General features: G+C 61.0%; 20 protein-coding genes and 1 pseudogene. All 21 read left to right on the forward strand.

The features are described from left to right. The first annotated feature begins 2 nt into the window (after positions 1–2). Complete coding sequence (locus JFT91_RS25990; RefSeq protein WP_150604687.1) at positions 3–1,169, forward strand: phage tail sheath protein; 1,167 nt, start codon at positions 3–5, stop codon at positions 1,167–1,169. After that, positions 1,169–1,675, forward strand: a complete 507-nt coding sequence (locus tag JFT91_RS25995; protein WP_085697357.1) for a phage major tail tube protein — start codon at positions 1,169–1,171, stop codon at positions 1,673–1,675. The genes JFT91_RS25990 and JFT91_RS25995 overlap by 1 nt, the downstream gene beginning before the upstream one ends. 213 nt (positions 1,676–1,888) lie before the next feature. Further along, complete coding sequence (locus JFT91_RS26000) at positions 1,889–2,470, forward strand: phage tail assembly protein (RefSeq protein ID WP_201201130.1); 582 nt, start codon at positions 1,889–1,891, stop codon at positions 2,468–2,470. A 128-nt stretch (positions 2,471–2,598) separates the two neighbouring features. Continuing rightward, a complete protein-coding gene (locus JFT91_RS26005; protein ID WP_201234272.1) occupies positions 2,599–3,348 on the forward strand; it encodes a hypothetical protein in 750 nt (249 codons plus the stop codon). Then, positions 3,260–4,306, forward strand: coding sequence for a phage tail tape measure protein (locus JFT91_RS26010; RefSeq protein WP_201234273.1), 1,047 nt, complete (start codon positions 3,260–3,262; stop codon positions 4,304–4,306). The genes JFT91_RS26005 and JFT91_RS26010 overlap by 89 nt, the downstream gene beginning before the upstream one ends. 263 nt (positions 4,307–4,569) lie before the next feature. Then, on the forward strand, positions 4,570–4,953 hold the full coding sequence (locus tag JFT91_RS26015; RefSeq protein WP_201201134.1) for a phage tail protein: 384 nt from the start codon (positions 4,570–4,572) through the stop codon (positions 4,951–4,953). Further along, a complete protein-coding gene (locus JFT91_RS26020) occupies positions 4,946–5,158 on the forward strand; it encodes a tail protein X (protein WP_201201136.1) in 213 nt (70 codons plus the stop codon). Before JFT91_RS26015 ends, JFT91_RS26020 begins: the two co-directional genes overlap by 8 nt. A 9-nt stretch (positions 5,159–5,167) precedes the next feature. Next, complete coding sequence (locus tag JFT91_RS26025; RefSeq protein WP_201234274.1) at positions 5,168–6,196, forward strand: phage late control D family tail protein; 1,029 nt, start codon at positions 5,168–5,170, stop codon at positions 6,194–6,196. Positions 6,197–6,358: 162 nt separating this feature from the next. Next, on the forward strand, positions 6,359–6,943 hold the full coding sequence (locus tag JFT91_RS26030; protein WP_201234275.1) for a phage tail terminator protein: 585 nt from the start codon (positions 6,359–6,361) through the stop codon (positions 6,941–6,943). Beyond that, a complete protein-coding gene (locus JFT91_RS26035; RefSeq protein ID WP_201234276.1) occupies positions 6,940–7,122 on the forward strand; it encodes a DUF2635 domain-containing protein in 183 nt (60 codons plus the stop codon). The genes JFT91_RS26030 and JFT91_RS26035 overlap by 4 nt, the downstream gene beginning before the upstream one ends. Further along, positions 7,122–8,618, forward strand: coding sequence for a phage tail sheath subtilisin-like domain-containing protein (locus JFT91_RS26040; RefSeq protein ID WP_201227734.1), 1,497 nt, complete (start codon positions 7,122–7,124; stop codon positions 8,616–8,618). Before JFT91_RS26035 ends, JFT91_RS26040 begins: the two co-directional genes overlap by 1 nt. A 67-nt stretch (positions 8,619–8,685) precedes the next feature. Beyond that, a complete protein-coding gene (locus JFT91_RS26045; RefSeq protein ID WP_007908779.1) occupies positions 8,686–9,033 on the forward strand; it encodes a phage tail tube protein in 348 nt (115 codons plus the stop codon). Next, positions 9,030–9,326: a phage tail assembly protein gene (locus JFT91_RS26050; protein ID WP_201234277.1), complete on the forward strand. Its 297-nt coding sequence runs from the start codon at positions 9,030–9,032 to the stop codon at positions 9,324–9,326. Before JFT91_RS26045 ends, JFT91_RS26050 begins: the two co-directional genes overlap by 4 nt. A gap of 130 nt (positions 9,327–9,456) precedes the next feature. Beyond that, on the forward strand, positions 9,457–11,232 hold the full coding sequence (locus JFT91_RS26055) for a phage tail tape measure protein (protein ID WP_201234278.1): 1,776 nt from the start codon (positions 9,457–9,459) through the stop codon (positions 11,230–11,232). Further along, complete coding sequence (locus JFT91_RS26060) at positions 11,219–12,454, forward strand: DNA circularization protein (protein ID WP_201234279.1); 1,236 nt, start codon at positions 11,219–11,221, stop codon at positions 12,452–12,454. Before JFT91_RS26055 ends, JFT91_RS26060 begins: the two co-directional genes overlap by 14 nt. A 3-nt stretch (positions 12,455–12,457) precedes the next feature. Further along, positions 12,458–13,507 carry a phage baseplate assembly protein gene (locus tag JFT91_RS26065; RefSeq protein ID WP_201201150.1) on the forward strand — a complete coding sequence of 350 codons (1,050 nt, stop codon included), beginning with the start codon at positions 12,458–12,460 and terminating at the stop codon, positions 13,505–13,507. 135 nt (positions 13,508–13,642) lie between these two features. After that, positions 13,643–14,152 carry a phage baseplate assembly protein V gene (locus JFT91_RS26070; protein WP_201234280.1) on the forward strand — a complete coding sequence of 170 codons (510 nt, stop codon included), beginning with the start codon at positions 13,643–13,645 and terminating at the stop codon, positions 14,150–14,152. Further along, positions 14,152–14,550, forward strand: coding sequence for a phage GP46 family protein (locus tag JFT91_RS26075; RefSeq protein WP_201227729.1), 399 nt, complete (start codon positions 14,152–14,154; stop codon positions 14,548–14,550). The genes JFT91_RS26070 and JFT91_RS26075 overlap by 1 nt, the downstream gene beginning before the upstream one ends. Beyond that, complete coding sequence (locus JFT91_RS26080; RefSeq protein ID WP_201234281.1) at positions 14,540–15,586, forward strand: baseplate J/gp47 family protein; 1,047 nt, start codon at positions 14,540–14,542, stop codon at positions 15,584–15,586. Before JFT91_RS26075 ends, JFT91_RS26080 begins: the two co-directional genes overlap by 11 nt. After that, positions 15,574–16,173, forward strand: a complete 600-nt coding sequence (locus JFT91_RS26085; protein WP_201227727.1) for a YmfQ family protein — start codon at positions 15,574–15,576, stop codon at positions 16,171–16,173. The genes JFT91_RS26080 and JFT91_RS26085 overlap by 13 nt, the downstream gene beginning before the upstream one ends. Positions 16,174–16,187: 14 nt before the next feature. Further along, positions 16,188–16,385: pseudogene (locus JFT91_RS29790) on the forward strand (hypothetical protein); the annotation flags it as partial. Positions 16,386–16,509 lie beyond the last annotated feature (124 nt).

The following is a 16,509-nucleotide window of genomic DNA, read 5'->3' on the forward strand; positions in this document are numbered from 1 at the left end:
CCATGGCTGAGGTTTTGAACTTCGAGCACAACGGCATTACCGTCAATGCCACTGAATCCCCCGAGGCCATGGGTGGTCTGGGTGACAACGTCATCGGTCTGGTCGGCACCGCGCCGAAGGCCGATCCGCTGATTCCGCGTAACGCGCCGTTCCGTATCAACAGCTTCACCACCCACGCGTTGCTCGATCCGACCGGTTCGGAAGAGGGCACCCTGTACCACGCGGTTTACCAGATTCTCAAAGTGGTCAAGGTGCCGGTGTACGTGGTGATCGTCGAAGCGGGCGCGACCCCGGCCGACACCGTTAACGCAGTGATCGGCGGCGTCGAGCCGGCGACCGGCCGCAAGCTCGGTCTGGCCGCGCTGGGCAGTGTCCCGGAAGACCTGACCATCATCGGCGCGCCGGGCTTCACCGGCACCAAAGCGGTGGCCAGCGAGTTCGCCTCGTTCGGCAAGCGCATCAAGGCCCGTGTGGTGCTGGACGGCAAGGACGCTTCGGTCGCTGATCAAGTGCTGTACAGCCAGGAGCTGGGCGGCGCCGACCTCGGTTTCGACCGTTGCCTGGTGGTGCATAACATGCCGGCCGTGTATTCGAAAGCGGCGAAGAAAAACGTCTTTCTGTCGCCTTCCAGCCTGGCGATTGCCGCGCTGGCCAAGGTCAAGCAATGGGAGAGCCCGGGCAACCAGGTGACCTATGCCGAAGACGTGTCGCGGGTCGTCGAGTACAACATTCTCGACACCTCCACCGAAGGCGATCTGCTTAACCGCTACGGCGTCAGCTACTACGCCCGCACCGTGCTCGGCGGCTTCTCTTTGCTGGGTAACCGCTCGATCACCGGCAAGTTCATCAGCTACGTCGGTCTGGAAGATGCGATCAGCCGCAAGCTGGTCAAGGCCGGCCAGAAAGCCATGGCCAAGAACCTCACCAAGTCGTTCATGGATCAAGAGGTCAAGCGCATCAACGACTGGCTGCAGACCCTGGTCGCCGACGAAACCATTCCTGGCGGCAGCGTCTATCTGCACCCGGAACTCAACAGCGTCGAGAAGTACAAGAACGGCACCTGGTACGTGGTCATCGACTACGGCCGCTACGCGCCGAACGAACACATGGTTTATCAACTCAACGCCCGCGATGAAATCATCGAGCAGTTCCTGGAGGACGTTCTCTAATGTTTACCAACCGCGTAAGACAGGCCATCGCGGCCACCCTGCAAGGCCTGCCGTTGTCGGCGACCGTTGAGGAATTCACTCCGCCGAAGATCGAATTCGACGTGGAAGAAATGCGTGGCGGCCGCTTCATCGTCGAAGAAATGGCCAAGGGCGGCAAAGCCCTTAACGCCAAGCTGACCCTGCAAGGCATGGGCACAGAAGTCATGCTCGCACTGGGTGTGAAGCTGGGCGACGACATCCTGCTGAACGTGCGTGAAGCCGGTCAGGATCAGGACGGCAACACCTGGTTCACCTACCACACCGTCGGCGGCAAGCTGAAATCCCTTGAGGAGACCGCGGTGAAGATGGGTGAGAAACCCAAGACCAACCTCGAACTGTCCTGCCGCACCTACAACCGCCTGGAAAACGGCGTGCCGGTGATCGACATCGACGTGCGCACCCAGAAGTTCGTGCTCAACGGCGTCGACATCCTCGGTGATGCCCGCCGTGCGGTGCTGATGCCGTAACGCTGTAAGCGCGCCCGGCACTTGACCCTGTGGGAGCGGGCCCTGTGGTGAGGGGATTTATCCCCGATGGCTGCGTAGCAGCCCAAAGTCTGATTTTTCATACCAGTCTGGGGCCGCTTCGCGACCCATCGGGGATAAATCCCCTCGCCACAACAGCTCACTCCTGCAAGGGAATTGCAACACCCCTCTCAAGAATCACCAAGGAATTCATTCATGTCGTGGATGCCACCCAAGCATGATTTGCTGTCGCCGATCACTGGCGATGACGGCTCGCAGATCGAACAGATCCAGCTCAAACCGCTGTTCTACGCCGCGCAAAAAGAAGCGCTGGAACGTGCCGGTGATGACGAAGACGATCAGTTCTTCGAACTGGCGCTGCTCGCCACCGGCCTGTCGGTCAAGGAACTCGACCAGCTCAAGCGCCCGGACTATGTGAGCATCGCCCAGTACGTGCACGAGATGTCGACCCGTCCGACGGCGTACTTCCTCGATCAGGTCGAAGACGCGGAAAAATCCGCCGATCCCGATCAGATCCAGCTGCTGCAACCGCTTGCTGTCACCGGCCGCACCGTCACCTCGCTGAGCCTGGAAATGCCCGTGCTGCGCGCCACCAAAGTGATGAAAAAACTGAAAACGGCCAAGGAACGCGCCGAGTTCATCACTGCTCATTGCGCTGGCCTGATGATCCCCGATCTGGCCCAACTGACCGTCCCGGACTGGACGCAATTGCAGGTGCGCATAGACGATTTTTTAAACCAGCCGGCGGCCTACTTTCGGAACGCGACATCGAAGTAATCCTCGATATCGTCCCGCTCATTTACCCGGTAAGTGAGGCGGAGATTCTGGAATGGGACGCCGAAAAGGCGTTGCGCCGCTACGACATAGCGATCACTCGCCTTGGCGTGAAACAGGAGTAGAGCGGCATGGCAGATGATAACTATGCGCCGATGAATGCCGATGAGCGCAGTGCTGCTGCGCCCGGCAACAGCCGTTTGAATGTGGCGGCGGCGAGCGCCGGTACAGGAGCAATTGCCCGCGAGCAGGTTTCCAGCCTGAGTCAGGCGCTCAACACGGCGAGCAGCAAGATCGGCTCGCTGACGGCGGCGATCGACGCGTTGCGGCTGGTGTTGTCCAACCTGCGTTCGATCCCGCTCAATACCGCTGCGAAGGGCGAGGCCGCCCACGAAGCGACGCCGCCGGGTGAGGCAAGTGAGCGGGCCAAGGCGCCTGAGAGTCTCAAACCCGCAATTGACTTGTACTCGGCTGCGGCCGAGTTGGTCAGCGCCGCGCAACTGCCGCCAAAGCAGACTAATGAAATGGCGGTGTCGAGCTTGATCATGGCCAGTGCGCCACTGGTGGCGGCGGGCGGCACCAGCGGTCAAGAGTTGCTCAAAGTTGCGACGCTGGCGGCTGACGCATGGTTCGGCAATGAGCTGACCAATGCATCGGACAAGCCGTTTGAATTGCTCAACTTCGCCGGTGATGCTGCGGTCGTTGCGTCAGCCTTCAAAGTCCCGGCCATGGAAGTCGCCGAAATGATGGCGGTGTGGCGCACTTCGATGAAGCTCACTCGAGATCAGGCGTTTGACCTTGCGGATGCGACAAACCAGCTCGGCAAAATGCCGGGGGGCCAAGCCGGCAGACATCGGTGCCGTCCTCAAGCAGTCGGGTGATGCGGCGATCACGGCGGGCCTGCAACCTGAGCAAGCCGCCGCGCTTTCGGCAGCTTTGCTCAACAGCGGGACGAAGAAGGACGATGCCGGCGAGGTATTGAAGAGCATTTCCATCGCGCTGGACAAAGGGGGCAACGTGTCCGCCACCGAGCGTGGCGCGTGGAAGCAACTGGGGCTTGATCCGGTGGCCGTGACCGCGGCGATGCATGATCCCGACAAGCAAAATGCACAAGGTGCGGTGCTCTCGGTACTTGCTGCGCTCAACGCCAAACCGGCCGAGCAACGCGCCATGTTGGCGCAGACGTTATTTGCCGATAGCGGTAATGCCGTGCAGTTGCTGTCGCAGAACCTTGGTGACGTCAACGAGGCCTTCTCGCAAGTGAAGGACAAAGACCAATACGCCACTTCGAAGGTCGGTGATCAGAGTTCGGTGCGCCAGTCTGCCCTGGCGCTTTCCAATACCCCGCAAGGACAGTGGAACGCTCAGAGTGCACGAAGCGAGCGTTTGGCCATCGCCAGCGCCAATGCAGTGTCACCTTCTCCACAGGCGCTGAGCGTTGCCGGTGCCAGCATCGACAGCATGAGCGAATTCGCCGAGGAGCATCCGACGACTTCTGCCGTGATCATCACGGTGGGAACAGCGCTGAAAAAGATCTTCGATGTGATTTTGGACGCCGCTGTCGATGAGGGGAAAGACCGGTTGCGCAAACGGATACCCGGCGGCGCGTCCGCCACCCCCGGACCTTTCGTCTACCGCCGATTCTGCAACGCAGCTTCCAACGGATCCGCCGGTGACGGAGATCGCCAGTCTGGCGCCCGCGACCGCCAGGGAAGTGGAAATCGGCGAGCAATCATTATTGCTCAATACACCCCGCCTGGGGCCATCGAGCGTTGCCATGGGGACGATTTCCCAGGTTGTTCCAGCCTCGGACGGGGACCCGGGAGCGGCCATGAGTGAAAGGCTAGTTGTCATCGCCTCTGACACACTCTCCGCACCCGGCCAGGTCAGCAAGGATCTGGCGAGCGCCCAGGCTTCCAACCAACATGTCACCTTCGCCCCTTCGGTGCAGGTGTACTGCAGTGATCCCGGCAGTTCGGAAAACATCGGATTGCTGGTCACACAGCATCTGCAAAGTCAGTTCGATAACCAATTCACACCGCTGATGTCCAGCAACCCCTCGCCACCCGCCGTGACGCAGCCCTCACCGATGGAGTCGCCTGATGAAACAACAAATGGCACTTGGCAGTTTCATCTTCGGCCTGTCCCGCGAATTTGCCTACAGCACGCTGGCGCGAAAATCCGATGGTGGCTGGACTGAATTGCCGATCCTTACTAGCAAACCCAAGTCTCATCAGACCGGGCAGAAGCCCGAAACCCTGACCATTGGCGGCACCTCGATGTACGCCGTGGCCATGGAACGGCTCGATGAACTGCGTGCGCTGCAAGCCTTGAGAATACCGCTGCCGTTGATCGACGGCATCGGTCGCAACTGGGGTTTGTGGCGGATCACCAGCGTTCAGGAAAACCAGAGCGAGGTCATCGATGACGGCACCGCGATGGTGATCAAGTGGGTACTCGAATTAGCGGAGTTCAACAATGCGTAAGGTCCGAAGCGTGGCCGGTGATTCGGTCAATCTGTTGCTCTACCGCGAGGCCGGTCGCTCAGACGATCAGGCCGAAGCAGCGTTGTGGAAGCTCAATTCGAACTTGGCCGAATACGGCCCGGTTTTGCCGGCGGGCGTCTGGGTAACGCTGCCCGAACTCGACAGCAGACCCGCTGCGATCAAACCGGTTTTGGCCTGGGACTAAGGAGGTTGCATGGCACAGGGATTTACACCGGCGATCGAAATCTACGGGGCCAACCATGCGCTGCTGAACCAGCGCCTGATCAGTTGGGAACACATTGATGCTGCCGGGATGGAGTCCGATCAGCTGACACTGGTGATCGACCTGGAAGGCCTCGAAGGCTTGCCGACCCTGGGCGGAACCATCGGCCTGCGGGTTGGCTATCTGGAGTCCGGGCTGGTCGAAAAGGGCCAGTTCAAGGTGACTCGATTGACCCCGACGCTGTTCCCGTTACGCCTGACGCTGGTCGCCACGGCCGCGCCTTTCAGTGGCAAGGACGAGAGCGGATTCAAGGAGCGGCGCACGGCCAGTCATGGCCCGACAACCCTTGGCGGACTGTTTCGCGAGCTGGTCTTGCGGCACGGATTTTCACCGCGCGTCGATCCCGAACTGGCGCTGATCAGGATTGCCCATGTCGACCAGTCGAACGAAACCGACATGGGCTTTATCACACGCCTGGCGAGCAAATACGACGCGGTGGCCAAACCCTACAACGACCTCTACGTACTGGCGAAACCGGCGCAGCTCAAATCATTGTCGGGTCAGGTGATACCGGACGTCAGGTTGTCGGTGACCAGCAACAATCGACCGGGTGATCACGCTTTCATCAGCGCCACACTGGAAGAGACCGCTCGCACCCAGAACCAGGGTTGCAAGACCTGCTTCTGGGACGGTGCTGTCGGCAAGCTGCAGGAGGTGATCACCGGTTCCGCACCCTACAAGGTCATTCGCCAGAAACAGGCGAGTGAAGAAGAAGCCAAAGCCATCGGCGAAGCCGAAGTGCGCAAGATGCTGCGCGAGAAATACACGCTGAAGGTCACCTGCCCGGGCGATCCGCTGCTGGCCGCCGAAGGCCTGTTGGTGCTGGATGACACCTGGCCAGACTTCATGCGCGGTCGCTGGTCGATCAAAAAAGTCACCGCCAGTGGCAAGCGCGAGGAAAGCTATCGCTGCCTGATCGAAGCAACCGGCCTCGACCCCAAGGCGGACGCCAAGGCCTGATCCTGCGCGACCTCGCAGCGACAGATATCCCAGTAGGAGTGAGCCTGCTCGCGATTGCGCTGTGTCAGTCAGCATCGATTCTGAATGTAAGCCCGCCATCGCGAGCAGGCTCGCTCCCACATTGGGTTCTGCGTTAACTCCTCTAATTTCTGGAACACCACCATGAAGATCACCCCGATCCTCACGCAGTTGCGTGCGCAATGCCCTGGTCTGGCCAATCACATTTCGGTAGGCGTCGATCTGGCGTTGCTGCAAGGCGACCCGAATCTGCCGACACCTTCGGCCCACGTCACACCACTGGCCGATCTCGCCAGCAACAGCACCGCACAAAACCTCACCACCCAACCGATCCGCGAGCGCTTTGAAATCGTCCTCGCGCTTGACGCCTCCGACGCTACAAAAGCGCTGGATCTGTTGCATGACCTGCGCGCCGAGATCTGGCGCGCATTGGTGGGTTTCAAACCCGATTCCGACTACAGCGCCATCGTCTACGACGGCGGCGAAATGGTCTCGATCAACAGCAGCCGGGTTTTCTACCGGCTGCGCTTTTTTGCTGAGTTCCAGCTCGGCCGCAATCTGCCAAGTCAGCCTGCGGAGAGTTGGCACGAACGCGAACTGGACGGTTTGTCGTCCTTTACCGGGGCCACCGTGCGGGTCGATGCGATCGACCCGGCCGACCCCAACCTGAAACGCCCGGGCCCCGATGGGCGCGTGGAAATGACTTTCTCTGGAGACGTAACCCCATGAGCAATCGCATCACCGTACTGCCGGCCGCCGGCCGTGTCGTACCTGACCCGGAGGCGCGCGATCTGCTGCCGCTGGAAGGCCGTGAAGTGCTGGACAGCGCCTGGTGGCGCCGGCGTCTGGCCGACGGCGATATCACACTCAAAACCGCAAAAGCGGCTAAACCACAGGGAGCCAAATAATGGCGATCGGATTCAGCAACATCCCCGCGGACATTCGTGTACCGCTGTTCTATGCCGAAATGGACAACTCGGCCGCCAATAGCGCGAGCTCGACCTTGCGTCGTTTGATCGTCGCCCAGGTCAACGACAACATCGCCCCGACTGAAGTCGGCAAACTGGTTTTGGTCTCCAGCGTTGCGCTGGCCAAAAGCATCGGCGGCCAAGGCTCGATGCTCGCCTCGATGTACGAGACCTTCCGCAAGGCCGACCCGATTGGCGAGATCTGGTGCCTGCCGCTGCACAACACTGAAGGCGCTGTCGCCAAAGGCGTCCTGACCCTGACCGGCACCGCGACTCAGGCCGGTCTGCTCAACCTTTATGTCGGCGGCGTGCGTGTGCAAGCCACCGTCGTCAACGGCGCGACCGCTGCCCAGGCCGCCACCGCGCTGGCGCAGAAAATCAACGCCACCGCCGACCTGCCGGTCAGCGCTGTCGCTGCCGAAGGTGTGGTCACCCTGAACGCCAAATGGACTGGCGACAGCGGCAACGACATCAGCCTGCAATTCAATCGTCTGGGCAAGAGCAACGGCGAAGAAACCCCGGCCGGCCTGACCTCGGCGATCACCGCCATGACCGGCGGCGCTGGCGTACCGGATCAGGTTGAAGCCATCGCGGCACTGGGTGACGAACCGTTCGAATTCATCGCACTGCCATGGTCCGATCTGTCGACGCTCAACACCTGGCAAGCCGTCATGGATGACAGCACAGGTCGCTGGTCGTGGGCCAAACAACTGTTTGGTCACGTCTACAGCGCCAAGCGCGGCACCGTAGGCACTCTGGTTGCTGCCGGCCAGGCACGCAACGATCAGCACATGACCATTCAGGCGCTGGAGCCGGGCGTTCCGCAACCGTTCTGGGTACAAGCCGCGGCACTGGCTGCGCGCACGGCGGTGTTCATCTCCGCCGACGCCAGCCGCCCGACGCAAAGCGGCAGCCTGCCGGGTGTCGACCCTGCCCCGGCGAGCGAGCGTTTCACCCTGACCGAGCGTCAGTCGCTGCTCAACTACGGCATCGCCACCGCGTACTACGAGGGCGGTTACGTGCGCATCCAGCGTTCGATCACCACCTATCAGAAGAACGCCTACGGCCAGGCCGACAACTCCTACCTGGACAGCGAAACCATGCACCAGTCGGCGTTTATCGTGCGTCGTCTGCAAAGCGTGATCACCAGCAAATACGGCCGGCACAAACTGGCCTCCGACGGCACCCGTTTCGGCGCCGGCCAGCCAATCGTCACCCCGGCGACCATTCGCGGCGAGCTGATCGCGCAGTACGCCAAGCTCGAACTGGAAGGCCACGTGGAAAATGCTGAGCTGTTCGCCGAGCACCTGATCGTCGAGCGCGACGTGCAGGACCCGAGCCGCGTGAACGTGCTGTTCCCGCCGGATTACATCAACGGTCTGCGCGTGTTCGCATTGCTCAACCAATTCCGTCTGCAGTACGACGACGCGGCTTGATCGGCGCGTTTGACGTCAAGCTTTCAGCCCACCTCGCGTGGGCTTTTTTATTCAAGGGAGTAACACCATGGGTCAACTGATTGCAGGCACCTGCTACGTCAAAGTCGACGGCGCACAACTGACCATCAATGGCGGCTGCGAAGCCCCGCTGATGGCGGTCAAACGCGAAACCGTCGTACCCGGCTTCTACAAGGAAACCGATATCGCACCGTCGTTCAAAGTGACCGCGCTGCACACCGCCGACTTCCCGCTGAAGAAGCTGATCGAAGGCACCGATATCACCGTCACCTGCGAATTCAGCAACGGTAAAGTCTACGTGCTGGCCGGCGCGTATCTGGTCGAAGAACCCGTCTCCAAAGGCGATGACGCCACCATCGAACTGAAATTCGAAGGCATCAAGGGGACCTGGCAATGAGCGGCGCCGTGAAGCTTCAAGTTGCGATCGAAGCTCACGGCGAGCCCCTGACCGAACTCGTCCTGCGCCGTCCGACGGTGCAGGAAGTGCGAGCGATCAAGGCGCTGCCGTACAAGATCGACAAGAGCGAAGAGGTCAGCCTCGACATGGATGTCGCGGCCAAATACATCGCCGTGTGCGCCGGCATTCCGCCGTCGTCCGTCAACCAGTTGGATCTGGCTGACCTCAACTCGTTGAGCTGGGCCGTTGCGAGTTTTTTCATGAGTGCGGCGTCGGCGCCATCACCGACCTGATCGCCGTCGCCTATGACCTGGCCTGGTTCTGGAAGGTTGACCCCGAACAGATGATGGCCAGGCCACTGGATGTGCTCCGCGAATCGCTGGAGCACGCTCAACGGATCAATGCGATGCAGCAGGTGCAGTGATGGCAGACGAAGAAAACAAAGCGAAAACCCCGGTGCTGCTCACGGGCATCGATGAACTGTCGCCCAAACTCGGCGCCCTGCGAGTAAAGGTCGAGAGCTTCAAGAAAAACCTCGAACAGACCGGCCTCGGCAAACTCGACATCAGTGGTCTGTTCAAGGGCGGCAGCGTGATTACGCCGTTCGTCGACGGCATCAAATCGGCAGCGGCGTTTCAGGGCAAGTTGACTGAAGTCAGCGAGACGGCAAAAACCGTCGAACTGCCCGCCGCACCGAAAGTCGCCGCGCAAAACATGAACGTGTTCAGTGCGTCGATGGAGAAGGTTTCGGGCGCTATCGATGCCGCGCTGGCGCCAGCGGTTGCGGCATTGGTCGTCGGGCTTGAGCCGATGCTGACTCAGGTTGGCAGCCTGCTTGCCGACAACCCGAAACTGGTCGAAGGCCTGGCGGCAGGGGCGATTGCCTTCTCCGCCATGCAAACCGCTGTCACCGGGGCAACTCAGGTGTTCGACGTGATGAGCATGGTGCTCAAGACCAATCCGATCATGCTGATCGCCATGGGCATCGCGGTGGCAGCGGGATTGATTTATGCCAACTGGACGCCGATCAGCGCGTTCTTCACCGGGATGTGGGAAGGCGTGAAGAGCGCCGGGGCGAGTGCGATGGCGACGTTGCGCTCGGTACTCGACTGGCAACCACTGGACGCACTGGCGGCATTGTGGGAGCCGGTCACGGGATTCTTTTCGGGGATCTGGAACAAGGTCAAAGCGGTTACCGTACCGGTGTTCGACTTCTTCAAGTCGGTGTTCTCGTGGTCACCGGCCGGCATGATCATGGACAACTGGGCGCCGCTGACCGGTCTGTTCTCGGCGATCTGGGAATTGCTCAAAGCCTTGAGTGTGCCGGTGATGGCGTTTCTCAAAGGGCTGTTCGACTGGACGCCATTGGGCATGATCATCAACAACTGGAGTGCAATTACCGGGTTCTTCGCGTCTATCTGGATCGCGCTACAACCGGCGGCGCAAGTCATCAAGGACTTCTTCCGAACGCTGTTCGACTTCTCCCCGTTGGGGCTGATCGTCAACAATTGGGGAAGCATCGTCACGTTCTTCGAACCGATTTGGGCCGCGCTGCAAACGTCGGCGCAGCAGATCAAAAGCTTTTTCCAGGGCTTGTTCGAATGGTCGCCGCTGGAACAGATCGCGATGTACTGGCAGCCGATCAGTGAAGTGTTTTCGGCGCTGTGGGGCGTGGTGCAAGCCATGGCCGCACCGGTACTGGAGTTTCTGCACAACATGTTCGAATGGACACCGTTGGGACAGATCATCAAGAACTGGGGGCCGATCACCGAGTGGTTCGGCGAGTTGTGGCAAAAACTGCAAACCGTTATCGCGCCGATCAAGGAACTGTTCGACGGTGGTTTCGCCGGGTTGATCGCCAAGGTCACCGGCAAGGTCGAAACGCTGACCGAAGCGCAGCGCCAGACCAATGCCGAAGGCAAAGGTGAATTGGCTCCAGCGTTTTTCAGCGCAAACCCTCAAGCGTCATCTACCGGTGCGTTGCAGGGCGGCTCCTTGCCGCAATCCTCCAGCGCACTCGTCCAGCAAAGCGCTGCCAACAACCGTACGCAACTCGAAGGCGGCCTGACCGTGCGCTTCGAAAATGCGCCGGCCGGGCTGCGCACCGATCAACCGCAAACCAATCAGCCGGGCCTGGCGTTGTCGTCGCGCATCGGCTATCGCTCGCTGTCGGCAGGAGGTTCCAATGAACTGGCGTGACCGTTTGTTGCCGGCATCCTTTCGCGGTGTCGGGTTCTGGATCGATCAGGCGAAAACCCCGGTCGGTCGCAAGGGTCAGCTGCACGAGTATCCGCAGCGTGACCTGCCGTTTTTCGAGGACCTCGGCCAGCAGGCCAAGACACACGATCTGACGGCGTTCATTATCGGCCCTGATTGCCTGGAGCAGCGCGACAAGCTGCTCAAGGCACTTGAGGCGGGCAGTGGCGAGCTGGTGCATCCGTGGCTCGGGCGCCTGCAAGTCAAGGTCGGCGAGTGCGACATGACCCACACCCGCCAGGATGGCGGGTTGGTGACTTTTGCGCTGAAGTTCTATCCAGATAAGCCGTTGCAGTTTCCGACCGCGTCCGTCAGTACCCAGAAAGTCTTGCTGGCCAAGGCCGACACGTTGCTGGGTTCGGCGGTGGCGCGGTTCGAGCAGGCGATGACGATGATCAAAGCGGCGCGGATCGGCATTGCCAATTTGCGTAACAGTCTCGCCGGGGTCTACGAGATCATCAAAGAGCAGCTCCAGCCGCTGATCGAGTACTACAAAGACGTCACTGACTTGGTCAAAGCGGTCAAGGAGTTGCCCAAGGAACTGGCGGCGGAGTTCAACGGCTTGCTCGGCGATATCAAGGAGCTGAAGACATTTGCGAAGGAAGGCTACCGTGGCGTGATTGCCGACGTGTCGCAACAACTCGAAGCTATCCGCAAGGCCGATGCGCCGAAGCTCACCACCGGCACGGACACCAATGCGGCGGCGCAAGCCATGGCTGATCTGGTGCAGGACACGCTGATCGTGAAAGCGGCGCAGTGGATCGCGTCCATGCCGGTGGCGACCCCTGCGGTGAAACTGTCGTCGACACCTTCGGTGGCTCATCAGGCGGATCAACCGGTGACCCGTCAGGAAGTGCCGGTGACCGATGAGATGAAAGCTCTGCAGAAAGCTGTCGGGGTGGCAATTGATCCGATGCTGGACAAGGCCGACCCTAAACACCACCAGGCAATCAACGATGTGAAGGAAGCGCTGATTGCGCACCTCAAGGCCGTGGCGTCATCCGGTGTGCGACAGGTCAGTAAATCTTTCCAGGAAAGCCTGCCGGCGCTGGTCGTGGCTTACAAGCAATTTGCCGATGCCACACGGGTGACTGAAGTGACTCAGCGCAACCCGACGAATCATCCCGGGTTCTCACCCAACCAAGTGAAAGTCCCCGGGGAGTGAACCATGAGCGAGATGGATAACCGCGTCACGCTGACGGTCAACAATCTGGAATATGGCGGCTGGAAAAGCGTGGAAGTCACGGCTGATCTGGAGCGCCAGTTCCGTACCTTCAAACTCGACATCACCTGGCAATGGCCAGGGCAAACGGTGGATAAACCGATCAAGCCCGGCGACCCGTGCGAGGTGAAGATCGGCAACGATCTGGTGCTCACCGGCTACGTTTTCAAGGCGCCGATCCGCTATGACGGGCGGCAGATCAGTCTGACCATCGAAGGCAGTTCGAAGACCCAGGATCTGGTCGATTGCGCGGCCATCAATCGCCCGGGTCAATGGCAGGAGCAACCGCTGCTGAGCATTGTCGAGGCGCTGGCGATGGGCTATTCGCAGTCGGTGGTCAACGAGATACCCGAGACAGCACGACTGGCCAAACACACCATCGTGCCGGGTGAAACGGTGTTTCAGTCAATCGACCGTTTGCTCTCGCTGCTGCGGGTGTTTTCCACCGATGACGAGCAGGGCCGGCTGGTGCTGGCCAAGCCCGGCAGCGGCGGTCGGGCCAGTGATGTGCTGGAGTTGGGCAAGAATATTCTCTCGGCCAACGCACCGATGGATCACAGCCAGGTGTTCTCCGAATACCGGGTGATCGGCCAGCAAAAAGGCTCGGACAAGAAGAGCGGGGCGGCGGTCAGCGAAGTCGAATCGATTGCTGCCGACCTGACCTTCAAACGTCGCCGCACCACGGTGATCAACGAAGGCACGCAACTGACCTTTGAGTTGGCGCAGCAGCGTGCCCAATGGGAAAGCGCCACCCGCATGGGCCGTGCACAGACCACCACCTATCAGGTGCAGGGCTGGCGTCAGGCCAACGGCGATCTGTGGCGCCACAACACGCTGGTGCGGGTGAAAGATCCAGTGCTCGGCTTTGATGGCGACATGCTGATTTCCAAAGTCACGTATTCGCTGTCGGCGCAGGGCTCGGTGACAACGCTGCAAGTGGCACCGCCGCATACCTTCGATCCCGATCCCACTCCAGCGAAGAAAACCTCAGCCTGACACCGAACCCTGTGGGAGCGAGCCTGCTCGCGAAAGCGTCGGCAGCCTCAACATCACCGCGCCTGACCCGCCGCCTTCGCGAGCAGGCTCGCTCCCACATTGATCCCATTCGGGCCACTTTTGGAAGGACAACTCATGAGCCTACTGACACGCCTGCTGGCGCGCGGCACTGTCGTGCTCGCCAATTCGGCATCCAAACTGCAATCGCTGCAAATGCGCCTCACCGCCGGGGAAGTGAACGATGACCTCGAGCATTTCGAACCTTATGGCTTCACCAGCAATCCGCTGGCTGGCGCCGAAGGGATCGTCACGTTCCTGGGTGGTGATCGTTCCCATGCCATCGCGCTGGTGGTCGCCGACCGCCGTTATCGCCTGCAATCACTGGCTGCCGGCGAAGTGGCGATCTACACCGACGAAGGCGACAAGATCCACTTCAAGCGCGGCCGCATCATCGACATCGAAACTGCCACGCTGAACATCAAGGCCAGCACCGCGGTGAACATCGATACGCCGGTGATCAACCAGACCGGCAAGATCGTCTCCACTGGCGATCAACTCGCCGGCGGCATCAGCCAGATCAAACACGTGCACGTAGGCGTACAGGCCGGCAGTGGCCAGACCGGCGCCCCGGCGGGAGGCAAATGATGCTTATCAGCCCGAACCTTCACGCCGCGCTGACCCGTGCCGTGCTCATCAGCCTGTTTACCTGGCGCCGCGCCGCCGATGACGACGCCCTCGATGACGACGAGCGCTTTGGCTGGTGGGGCGACAGTTTCCCCACCGTCGCCGACGATCGCATCGGCTCGCGTCTGTGGCTTTTGCGTCGGGTCAAGCTGACTCGACAGACCCAGATGGACGCCGAATTCTATGCCCGCGAAGCCTTGCAATGGCTGCTCGACGACGGCCACTGCAGCGCCATCGACATCATCAGCGAACGCCTCGACGCCCAGCGCCTGAACCTGCGCACGGTCCTCACCCTGGCCGATGGCGAACGCCTGGACATCAACCCCGATAACAGTTGGCAGGTGATCTATGCCGTTTGAAACCCCTTCGCTGCCGGTGCTGATCAAGCGCACCCAAAGCGACCTGGCCGGCGATTCGCTGCGCCAGTCCGATGCGCAAGTGCTGGCCCGAACGCTCAGCGGCGCCGCGTATGGCTTGTACGGTTACCTCGACTGGATTGCCGAGCAGATTCTGCCGGACAAGGCCGACGAATCGACCCTGGAACGCATCGCAGCACTGCGTCTGAACCAGCCGCGCAAACCGGCGCAAGCGGCCACGGGCACGGTGAGTTTTACCGCCACCGCCGGTGCGGTGCTCGACGCCGATACGTTGCTGCAGACCAACGACGGCCGCACGTACAAAGTCACCGCCGCGCGCACCACCAGCAATGGCAGCAACAGCACCACGATCGCTGCGCTCGACGCTGGCAGTCTCGGCAACGCCGACGCGGGTCTGACGCTGACGCCGGTGCAGCCTATTGCTGGCGTCGTCGGCAACAGTTTCATCGTTCTGGCCCCGGGGCTCAGCGGTGGTGTGGCGCGGGAAAGTCTGGAGTCGTTGCGCTCGCGAGTGATTCGCTCCTATCGCGTCATCCCCCACGGCGGCTCGTCCAGCGACTATGAAACCTGGGCGCTGGAAGTGCCGGGCGTGACCCGCGCCTGGTGCCGTGGTGGCTTGCTCGGCCCGGGCACGGTGACGGTGTTCATCATGCGCGACGACGATCCGCAACCCGTGCCGAACGATGAGCAACTGGCCGAGGTTCAGGACTACATCGAACCGCTGCGCCCGGTGACTGCCGAGGTGCATGTGCAGCGACCGATTCAGGTGCCGGTGGTCTACCGCTTCAAAAGCGTCAACCCCGACACCAGCGCCGTGCGTGCGGCGGTCGAAGCGCAGTTGCGCGATCTGCACAACCGCGAGGCCGATCTCGGCGTACCGCTGCTGATCAGCCATATCCGCGAAGCCATCAGCAGCGCCGGCGGCGAGTACGACCACACGCTCACCTCACCGGCGGCTGACGTGCCTGCCGGCAAGAGCGAACTGCTGACTTTCGGAGGTTGCGTATGGGGGGCATAAGAACCGCCGCGCAATACCAGGCGCAACTGCGCGCCTTGCTTCCCGCGGGTCCCGCTTGGGACCCGGAGCAAGTCCCGGAACTCGAAGAAGTCCTGCAAGGCGTCGCCGTAGAACTGGCACGCCTCGACGCCCGCGCCGCCGATTTGCTCAACGAAATGGACCCCGCCGGCGTCAGCGAACTGGTGCCGGACTGGGAGCGGGTGATGGAATTGCCCGACCCCTGCCTGGGCGCCACACCACTGTTCGACGACCGCCGCCTCGCCGTGCGCCGCCGCTTGCTCGCGGTCGGTAGTCAGGCAGTCGGTTATTACCTCGAAATCGCCAAAAGCCAGGGCTACCCCAACGCCAGCATCACCGAACTCGAAGCCCCGCGCATGGGCCGGGCACGTTTTGGCGCGGCGCATTTCGGCACATGGGAAGCGCAATTCATGTGGACGCTCAACACCGGCGGCCGCTTGCTGCTCGGCCGGCGTTTCGGCGCGAGCTACTGGGGCGAGCGCTTCGGCGTCAACCCGGGCTCGGCGCTGGAGTGCCTGATCCATCGAAGTGCGCCGGCGCATACCAAGGTGCACATCAATTATGACTAGGGAGGAGTGACGGGATGGATTATCCGAAAAGTGTGCCCAGCGCCGGCTTGGTGAATGGGAAGTTTGTTGATGAAAATCCGATGACCGGAACCCCGGGCTCGCTGATTCCGGCGGATTGGGGGAACAGTGTTACCGATGAAATAGTCAACGCGATTACTGCTGCCGGACTTGTGCCTGATGAGGGTGATAGCACGCAGCTCAAAGCGGCTATTTCTGCGATTGTCGAGAAGAACAAAACTGATTCTTTCGCAAGCAAGGATGAAGCCGAAGCCGGTACCAGCAATAGCCGTCTGATGACGCCGCAGCGCGTATTTCAAGCGATCGAAAAGAAAGTGC

Source organism: Pseudomonas sp. TH08, from assembly GCF_016651275.1.
Lineage (GTDB): Bacteria > Pseudomonadota > Gammaproteobacteria > Pseudomonadales > Pseudomonadaceae > Aquipseudomonas.